The organism is Bacteroides caecigallinarum (assembly GCF_021531075.1).
Lineage (GTDB): Bacteria > Bacteroidota > Bacteroidia > Bacteroidales > Bacteroidaceae > Phocaeicola > Phocaeicola caecigallinarum_B.
In genome coordinates this window covers 25,755-34,493 of sequence record NZ_JADYTJ010000036.1, presented here as the reverse complement: position 1 = coordinate 34,493, position 8,739 = coordinate 25,755, and the positions used below count along the sequence as shown (strand labels likewise).

The window sequence follows — 8,739 nt, the reverse complement described above, 5'->3', positions numbered from 1 at the left end:
CTACAAAAAAGCACAAACAGTGCTTCAAAAAAAGATAAACCAGAAATATTACGAAAAATACGGAACTAAATATAGAGAGAACATAGATTGAAAACCTCATTCCATAAGGGCATTCAATATAAACATCTATTACTGTCCGATAAAAATTTTACAAAGCCATAAAATTAGGGCTGACTTCATTTGCGAAGTCAGCCCATTTTCGTTAGATTTCAGTCGCCAAACAATAAAATCTAATTATGGGCAAAAGTACACATTTTAGCGGACAGCCGCTCTATTGTCAGGTGATAAAATTACTGGACAAGTCAACAATCCTTCGGTTAAGTCGTGAATATGGTGGAGAGCACTATGTAAAACGTTTCGACATATGGACTCATCTTGTCGTTATGCTCTATGCGGTCATCATGCGTTTTGATTCCTTACGGGAGATAATGTCTTCCCTACAGGCAGAATCCCGCAAACTTTGTCATTTAGTTATCAGGTTAATGCCTTCGCGCAGTACTCTTTCCGATGCCAACAGACGACGGCCGGAAATTATATTTGAGTCCATCTATCATGACTTATACACTACATACAGAAATATACTTTCCTCGGACAGCCGCAAGAACAGGGATAAAGTCTGGATGAAGCGTCTTCAGATTATTGATTCCACCACTATCACTCTGTTCTCCAATCTCCTGTTCAAGGGTGTGGGACGTCATCCCAAGACTGGCAAGAAGAAAGGAGGTATAAAGGTACACACTGTCATACACGCCAACGAAGGAGTTCCTTCAGATATAAAGTTCACTTCGGCAGCAACCAACGATTCCTTCATGTTAAGACCGTCAGTAATGAACAAAGGTGACATAATTGCCATGGACCGTGCATACATTGATTATGAGAAACTGGAAACACTCACGCAAAGAGAAGTTATATATGTAACAAAAATGAAGAAGAACCTGAAATACAACATTATAGAGGACTGTATGTACCAGAATGATAAAGGCTTTATGGAGGTACGTATACAAAATGTAACATTCTCAAAAATGCTGAAGGATGGTACAATTCTGATTCATCATGCCCGTATCATTACCTATGTTGATATTAAAAAGCACAAACTGGTTTCATTGCTTACAAACGATATGGAATCAGATCCAAACGAGATTATAGAAATATACCACAAACGTTGGGAAATAGAGCTGCTTTTCAAGCAAATAAAACAGAACTTTCCCTTAAAATACTTCTATGGGGAAAGTGCAAATGCGATTAAAATACAGATTTGGGTGACACTTATAGCCAATCTGTTGCTTATGGTAATGAAAAAGAAACTGACTCGTTCATGGAGTTTCTCCGGTCTTGCAACAATGATGAGGATTACACTTATGTATTATGTAGATTTCTACAGCCTTTTCAATCATCCGGAAAAAGATTGGGAAACTCTTCTGGACGTGAGACAGAAAGAAGATTGTCAACTATCTATTTTTTGAAGGGGCTTGGAATAACAAAATAAGACTCGACCATTGAATATACAATGGCCGAGCGATATTCTTTTATATTCAATCGATTTTATCGGACAGCAATAATTATAAATAGGATTACTTCTTTTAATCTAGTCAGTAAAATCATGTCATATTAATTTAAACAGTCTGTTTCTGATTTTGTCTGTCATCAATACGGCAGATTGGCATTTCAACATCCTCATATTTGTTGTACGTACGCCTTTATACTAAGCTCCTTACAATCCGGAAAAATGCCTATAAAGCCCTCAAGGTATTTCTAAAGAAAGTTTACATCAATAGGGAAATACATACGACCTCATATCATTTCGAATCTGTCATGCACACAGAAGGTTCACAAAATATGGTTTCTAGCGTGAGAACAATATCTCCTGAAGGTAATGAATACCACTAGTTATGCAATGAGATATGATTTCTTTGGTATTATAAAACAGAAAAAGCCGCACCCGAGGCGTGACGAAACTCCGATAGACATGATTTGAGAGCTCATTTCCTTTGTAATCCACCGGCATAAATGCTACCCGAAGGCGTGGCCCGCCATTAGAATATGAAGCTTGTCTCGGTATTTCTTATAATTTGATGAGTTTCCCGATTCTGCAAGTGCGGCTATATTTTTGTATTACAAATATAATACAAAAATTTAATATATCAAAGTTTCAAGATCATTTTAATACAAAAAAGCTGCCCTCTAAAAAGAAGACAGCTTTTCTATAACTTTTTATTCCTAAGAAGCTATTAAGCAGCTTTAGCTTTAGCAACAACAGCTTTGAATGCTTCTGGATGATTCATAGCTAAATCAGCTAAAACCTTACGGTTGATTTCAATACCAGCTTTGTGCAAAGCACCCATCAATTTAGAGTATGACATACCTTCCAAACGAGCAGCTGCATTGATACGCTGAATCCACAATGCACGGAAGTTACGTTTCTTATTCTTACGGTCACGGTAAGCATAAGTCAAACCTTTTTCCCAAGTATTCTTGGCTACTGTCCATACATTTTTTCTAGCACCAAAGTAACCTCTGGTTAAACCTAAAATTTTCTTTCTTCTTGCTCTTGAAGCAACGTGATTTACTGATCTTGGCATAGTTTTAATTCTTTTTTGAATGAAAGCGCCGATATTTTACAATCGGACTTAAAGCTAATACATTCGGTTAATAATTTAAATGATACAAAATACGCTTTTAAAGCTAAAATTACTTCATGCAAAGAAGTTCCTTTACCTGACTTAGGTTTGAGTTGTGTACTAATCCTGAGTGTACAAGGTTTCTTTTTTGCTTTTTAGTCTTCTTAGTCAAAATGTGACTGTGAAAAGCGTGCTTTCTTTTGATTTTACCTGTTCCGGTAAGAGCAAATCTTTTTTTAGAACCGGAGTTAGTCTTGATCTTTGGCATCTTGTTTAAATTTTTAATTATTATTATTCTAAAGGCAATAACGCACTATACCTGCGCGCTATACGCACTTGTTTTTTAATCTTCTTCCTCTTCAGTCTTAGCAGGCTTAGCCTGTTGTGGAGTTGCTTTCTTCGGAGCAGGACCTTTCTTTGGAGTCAACGAAATAATCATACGTTTACCTTCCAGCAAAGGCATCTGTTCTACTTTTGCATATTCTTCAAGGTCGTTTGCAAAACGCAACAATAACACTTCACCTTGTTCCTTAAACAGGATTGAACGTCCTTTAAAGAAAACATAAGCCTTGACTTTATCACCGTCCTGAAGGAAACCTATTGCATGCTTAAGTTTGAAGTTATAATCATGCTCATCAGTCTGAGGTCCGAAACGGATTTCCTTAACATTCACCTTAACCTGTTTTGCTTTCTGTTCCTTAGCACGTTTCTTTAACTGATAAAGGAATTTAGAATAATCTATAATTCTACAAACCGGTGGAACAGCATTGGGTGAAATTTCAACTAAGTCAGCTTCATGCTCTTCGGCCATCTTTAAAGCTTGCGCCAACGGATAAACTGCTGATTCAATATCATCGCCCACTATGCGAACTTCTTTGGCACGAATCTGTTCATTGATTCGATGTTGCCCTTTTAAATTGTCATTCTTCATTAATAACTTTTATTCCAGTTTGAATTACGTTTTATAAATTATTCTTTTAATAGTTTTTACACCGTTTTCACGATTTTATAATATATAGTCGTGAAAACGGTTGCAAAGTTACCATTTATTTATCATATTATGAACTTCTTCTGCAATATTTTTTGCAAAATATTCTATTTTCATGCTTCCCTTGTCGCCTTCACCCTGTTTTCTTACTGCTACTTCACCATTTTCAGCTTCTTTTTCACCAACAATAAGCATATAAGGGATACGTTTCATTTCATTGTCGCGTATCTTACGACCGATTTTTTCGTTTCTGTCATCAACCAAAGCACGGATATCATACTTCTTAAGTTCCATACGCACCTTATCGGCATAGTCATTGAATTTTTCTGATATAGGAAGGATAGCAACCTGATCAGGAGTCAACCACAATGGGAACTTACCTGCAGTGTGTTCGATAAGAACAGCAACGAAACGTTCCATTGAACCAAATGGAGCACGGTGTATCATTACAGGGCGATGTTTCTGATTGTCCGATCCCATATATTCCAACTGGAATCTTTCAGGCAAATTATAGTCTACCTGAATAGTACCCAACTGCCAACGGCGTCCGAGAGCATCTTTCACCATAAAGTCAAGTTTAGGACCGTAGAATGCAGCTTCACCATATTCTATTTTTGCCGGCAAACCTTTTTCCTGACAAGCTTCGATAATAGCCTGTTCTGCCTTTTCCCAGTTTTCTTCAGATCCGATATACTTCTCACGATTTACCTTATCTCTCAATGAAATCTGAGCTTCGAAGTTCTGAAGTCCCATTGAAGTAAATACGATTGAAATAATATCCATTACTCGCAAGAATTCATCTTTCACCTGATCCGGACGACAGAACAAGTGAGCATCATCCTGCGTAAAGCTACGAACACGAGTCAATCCGTGAAGTTCACCACTCTGTTCGTAACGACATACAGTACCGAACTCAGCAATACGCAAAGGAAGGTCACGATAAGAACGTGGAGAGTTCTTATATATCATACAGTGATGAGGACAGTTCATCGGTTTCAAGAAGTACTCTTCTCCTTCTTCCGGTGTATGGATTGGCTGGAATGAATCCTTACCATATTTTGCATAGTGACCTGATGTAACATAAAGAAGTTTGTTACCAATTGGAGGACACATTACTTCCTGATAGTCATATCTTGACTGGATACGGCGCAAGAAGTCCTGAAGACGTATACGAAGAGCTGTACCCTTAGGCAACCACATAGGCAATCCCTTACCTACAGTATCGGAGAACATGAACAAATCCATTTCCTTACCAATTTTACGGTGGTCACGTTTCTTAGCCTCTTCCAACAATGCCAGATATTCATCAAGCATTTTCTTTTTAGGGAAAGAGATACCATAGATTCGTGTCATCTGCTTACGGTCTTCCTGACCTCTCCAGTAAGCACCTGCTACAGAAAGCAGTTTCACTGCCTTGATAGGAGCAGTAGAAGTCAAGTGAGGGCCACGACACAAATCAGTAAATGCACCCTGAGTATAAGTTGTGATATGTCCGTCTTCAAGTTCAGAGATAAGTTCGCACTTATAAGTTTCTCCTCTTTCGCCGAACATTTTCAATGCATCATCTTTTGAGATGTTTTCACGAACCAAAGCTTCCTTTTTGGCAGCCAGTTCCATCATCTTCTTTTCAATTGCAGGCAGGTCACCTTCTTTAATAACAGCCTCACCCGGATCCACATCATAGTAGAAACCGTTTTCTATAGCCGGACCTATACCAAACTGTATTCCAGGATAGAGTTCCTGAAGAGCTTCAGCAAGCAAGTGTGCACTAGTATGCCAAAAAGCATGTTTACCCTGTTCATCATCCCATTTATACAGAACGAATTCTGCATCTTCGTTTATAGGACGACTCAAATCAATAGTCTCACCATTAACACTGCAAGCCAGCACATCCTGTGCCAGACGAGAGCTAATGCTTTCTGCAATCTGCAGACCGGTTACACCTTCGTTATATTCACGAACCGAACCATCCGGGAATGTTATTTTAATCATGATTTTATATTTTAATCTTATTTTACTTCAATTTTATCCGCAAAAATAGTAAAAGTTTCTTGAATAGATTTCTTTTCTATATAAAATGTCATTTTTCTTTTACCGTAAAGCGTTTTATAATATTATATGCCGAGAAAAGTCCCAACTCACCTGCTTTACTCAAATCCTGTATTCCCAATCTGTTATTACCCAGGAATATATGAGTAAGTCCTCTGTTAAAGTAAGCATCAGCCATGTTAGGATCTATTTCCAACACCTTATTATAATCAGCTATCGCACCTCGGTAGTCCTTCATTATTGTAAGGATGTTTGCTCTGTTATAATATGCGTATACGAAATCCGGAGCCAGTTCTATCACTTTATCCAAATCTTCACGTATTCTGGCATAATCCAACGTTCTCACCTGTGCTGTCTTATCATCCGATACCACAATTTCGAAACTCTTTTCACGCTTTTTATACTCCAGTTCCTTGTAATGAATCAGAGCACGGCTGAAATATGCCGGGAAGAAAGTAGAATCTCTTTCAACACATTCATTCAAATCATTCAAAGCATTGTCAAAATCCTGAACCAAATAGAAATCAAGAGCACGCGAGTAATAGTTCAAAGCATTCTCCGGATTGGCAGCTATAGCAGCCGACAATTGATCTATTGAGTTGAAATGTAGCTTTACCTGCGCTTCACTCAGAGCCACTTCACTATTGGTAATGATAAGTCTTTCAGGAAAAAGAAGCCTTTCATTCATTTGGGCAATCTTATTATAGAAATTAATCTGCCTTCTTAACTCATCCTTACGTTCATAATATGTCAAAGCAAACATAGGTTGCGGCAAGATATTGATATTCTTGTCCTGTACCCTTCCGCGATAGTTTGTCTTATATTTACTTTCCGTATCATCATTGTCTGCCACAACTATCTTACGGTAGTTATTCATATCCTTATCCGACTTCTTTCGTGTCTTGTCGTTCGAAGCTGTATTATTCTTCGCACCGGTCTGTGCATCAATCTGAGCTTTAAGAACCACTATTTCATCAGCATCAGCCCTCTTCAAATCTCCCATCTTTCTATATGCCTCAGCCCTGCACTGATATCCCGGCATAAAGTTAGGATATTCATCAAGAACAGCAGTATAGTCTGCTACTGCACCTTTATAGTCGCCTGTCCTGCTACGCAACAGTCCTCTATTGAATGCTGCCATCAAGTTATCAGGCTCAACACTCAGTACAAAGTCGAAATCTTCTATAGCCCTGTTGTCATCACCAACTTGTGCCCTGAGCAAACCACGATTATAATGTCCTATAAGATTATTCTTATCGATATCCAGAGCTATATCATAGTCTGCCATTGCTCCACGAAGGTTATTCTGATAATATCTTGCAAGAGCTCTGTTTATATATATACCAGAATTCTTGAACGACAACCTTGCAACCTCATCAAAATCAGCCTCAGCCTCGGCATACTTACCTCTTTGCATAAACAGTACAGCTCTGGAAGCCCAAGGTTCAGGGCTATATCTGTCCATTTCTATTGCCTTGTCTGCATCGGTCATAGCCTGCAGTGTATCTTTCATTTTCAGAGACACCTCAGTACGCATCAAATAAGCATCTGTATATCTGGGAGAAATAGAAATAAGAGTATCAAGTTCTGCCCTGGCTATAGAATAATCCTTTTTCTGGATCCTGCACAATATAAGATTATGCCACAACGCCTCGTTCTCCGGTTCTATGGAAAGCGCTTTCTGATAATCGGCTATGGCACCGTCAAAATTATTCTGACGTATTCTTGATATACCTCTTATCTGATATGTATTAGCCACAAACGGATTACGTTCTATCGACTCAGTACAATCGGCTTCAGCTCCCTGAAAATCATCGAGGTTAATCTTTGCCAATCCCCTATAAAAAAAAGGCTCGGCCAAATATGGCTTTGCATTTATAACCTGATTGAAATATTGTATGGACAACACATAGTCCTCAAAATAAAGAGCATTTTTACCTATGGTCATCACCCTGTCAGTATTGATCTGCGACAGGGCCACCACAGGCATCATCAAGCCTATATATAATATGTATAGAAGCTTTTTTATCATTTTACAGTTTTCACCTTGTAAGCACAACGGGCTTTTCCTTCAACCATTTTGTTCAGTTTTCCCTTAATCATCTGTTTCCTGAGCGGAGACAAGTGGTCAATAAACATTGTACCGTCCAAATGGTCAAATTCATGCTGCATAACCCTTGCCAGATATCCTTCCACCCATTCATCATGCGGATTCATATCTTCATCAAGATAAGTCACGCGTATTTTATCTGGACGTTTAACACTTTCATGCACTCCAGGCAAGCTCAAGCAACCTTCCTCCATAGACACCATTTCCTCTCCTGTCTCTATGATATGAGCATTGATGTAAGCTTTACGGAAATCCTTGAATTCAGGCATATCATCCGACAAGACATCCAGGTTTATAACAACCACACGAATAGGAAGTCCAATCTGTGGTGCTGCCAATCCTACCCCGTCCGCGCGGTCCATAGTTTCGAACATATTGGCAATAAGTTCTTTCAAATCTGGATAATCAGGAGTTATATCTTCGGCCTCCTTACGCAATACCGGTTGGCCGTATACATAAATCGGTAAAATCATATTTATTGTTTTTATTCTGTTTGTTAATACTTTTTCGATTCGAGATAAGATTGTAGAATTATTGTTGCACTTATTTCGTCCACCAGTGCCTTGTTCTGTCTGTCCTTTTTCTTCAATCCTCCAGTCAGCATGGCCTGATGCGCAAGCACAGAAGTAAATCTCTCGTCAACCAGTTCGACCGGTATATCCGGAAGCAGTTTTTTTATTCTGTTCATGAAAGGAATAATATTCTTCATATTCTCAGAATCCTCGTAATTCATCTGTTTGGGATGACCTACTATTATCCGTTCCACCTTTTCCTGACTGACATATTTCTGTATGAAGTCCACAAGTTCGTGTGTAGCTACAGTTGTAAGTCCGCTTGCAATAATCTGCATCGGATCTGTAACAGCAATTCCTGTACGCTTTCTTCCGTAATCTATAGCCAAAATCCTACTCATAAGTGGCAGCAAATTTACGAATTAATTTATTAACCTCTTGTATATAAGACTTAAAAAATCA

8 protein-coding genes are annotated in these 8,739 nt (G+C 38.5%); 1 reads left to right on the top strand and 7 read right to left on the bottom strand.

All coding sequences use genetic code 11. The features are described from left to right. Window positions 1–236 precede the first annotated feature (236 nt). Entirely contained in the window at window positions 237–1,463 is a 1,227-nt protein-coding gene (locus tag I6E11_RS10270) for an IS4 family transposase (RefSeq protein ID WP_235337955.1), read from the top strand. Between the two features lie 765 nt (window positions 1,464–2,228). Here the strand turns inward: I6E11_RS10270 and rplT are convergent. The 7 genes from rplT to ruvX form a co-directional block, all read right to left on the bottom strand. Continuing rightward, the gene (gene rplT, locus I6E11_RS10265; protein ID WP_007560377.1) at window positions 2,229–2,579 is read right to left on the bottom strand and encodes a 50S ribosomal protein L20; all 351 of its coding nucleotides are present in this window, start codon (window positions 2,577–2,579) and stop codon (window positions 2,229–2,231) included. Between the two features lie 109 nt (window positions 2,580–2,688). After that, window positions 2,689–2,886: a 50S ribosomal protein L35 gene (gene rpmI, locus I6E11_RS10260; RefSeq protein WP_235327497.1), complete on the bottom strand. Its 198-nt coding sequence runs from the start codon at window positions 2,884–2,886 to the stop codon at window positions 2,689–2,691. Window positions 2,887–2,961: 75 nt separating this feature from the next. Continuing rightward, a complete protein-coding gene (gene infC, locus I6E11_RS10255; protein WP_235337954.1) occupies window positions 2,962–3,549 on the bottom strand; it encodes a translation initiation factor IF-3 in 588 nt (195 codons plus the stop codon). 108 nt (window positions 3,550–3,657) lie between these two features. Continuing rightward, window positions 3,658–5,598 carry a threonine--tRNA ligase gene (gene thrS / locus I6E11_RS10250; RefSeq protein ID WP_235337953.1) on the bottom strand — a complete coding sequence of 647 codons (1,941 nt, stop codon included), beginning with the start codon at window positions 5,596–5,598 and terminating at the stop codon, window positions 3,658–3,660. A gap of 88 nt (window positions 5,599–5,686) precedes the next feature. Continuing rightward, window positions 5,687–7,687, bottom strand: a complete 2,001-nt coding sequence (locus I6E11_RS10245) for a tetratricopeptide repeat protein (RefSeq protein WP_235337952.1) — start codon at window positions 7,685–7,687, stop codon at window positions 5,687–5,689. Then, a complete protein-coding gene (def, locus tag I6E11_RS10240; RefSeq protein ID WP_235337951.1) occupies window positions 7,684–8,238 on the bottom strand; it encodes a peptide deformylase in 555 nt (184 codons plus the stop codon). The genes I6E11_RS10245 and def overlap by 4 nt, the downstream gene beginning before the upstream one ends. A 23-nt stretch (window positions 8,239–8,261) precedes the next feature. Beyond that, complete coding sequence (ruvX, locus tag I6E11_RS10235; protein WP_235337950.1) at window positions 8,262–8,678, bottom strand: Holliday junction resolvase RuvX; 417 nt, start codon at window positions 8,676–8,678, stop codon at window positions 8,262–8,264. Window positions 8,679–8,739 lie beyond the last annotated feature (61 nt).

What these genes read in the sequence shown, in the direction of transcription:
- I6E11_RS10270 (WP_235337955.1), top strand. Translation starts at nt 237, where the DNA reads ATGGGCAAAAGTACACATTTTAGCGGACAGCCGCTCTATTGTCAGGTG.
- rplT (WP_007560377.1), bottom strand. Translation starts at nt 2,579, where the DNA reads ATGCCAAGATCAGTAAATCACGTTGCTTCAAGAGCAAGAAGAAAGAAA.
- rpmI (WP_235327497.1), bottom strand. Translation starts at nt 2,886, where the DNA reads ATGCCAAAGATCAAGACTAACTCCGGTTCTAAAAAAAGATTTGCTCTT.
- infC (WP_235337954.1), bottom strand. Translation starts at nt 3,549, where the DNA reads ATGAAGAATGACAATTTAAAAGGGCAACATCGAATCAATGAACAGATT.
- thrS (WP_235337953.1), bottom strand. Translation starts at nt 5,598, where the DNA reads ATGATTAAAATAACATTCCCGGATGGTTCGGTTCGTGAATATAACGAA.
- I6E11_RS10245 (WP_235337952.1), bottom strand. Translation starts at nt 7,687, where the DNA reads ATGATAAAAAAGCTTCTATACATATTATATATAGGCTTGATGATGCCT.
- def (WP_235337951.1), bottom strand. Translation starts at nt 8,238, where the DNA reads ATGATTTTACCGATTTATGTATACGGCCAACCGGTATTGCGTAAGGAG.
- ruvX (WP_235337950.1), bottom strand. Translation starts at nt 8,678, where the DNA reads ATGAGTAGGATTTTGGCTATAGATTACGGAAGAAAGCGTACAGGAATT.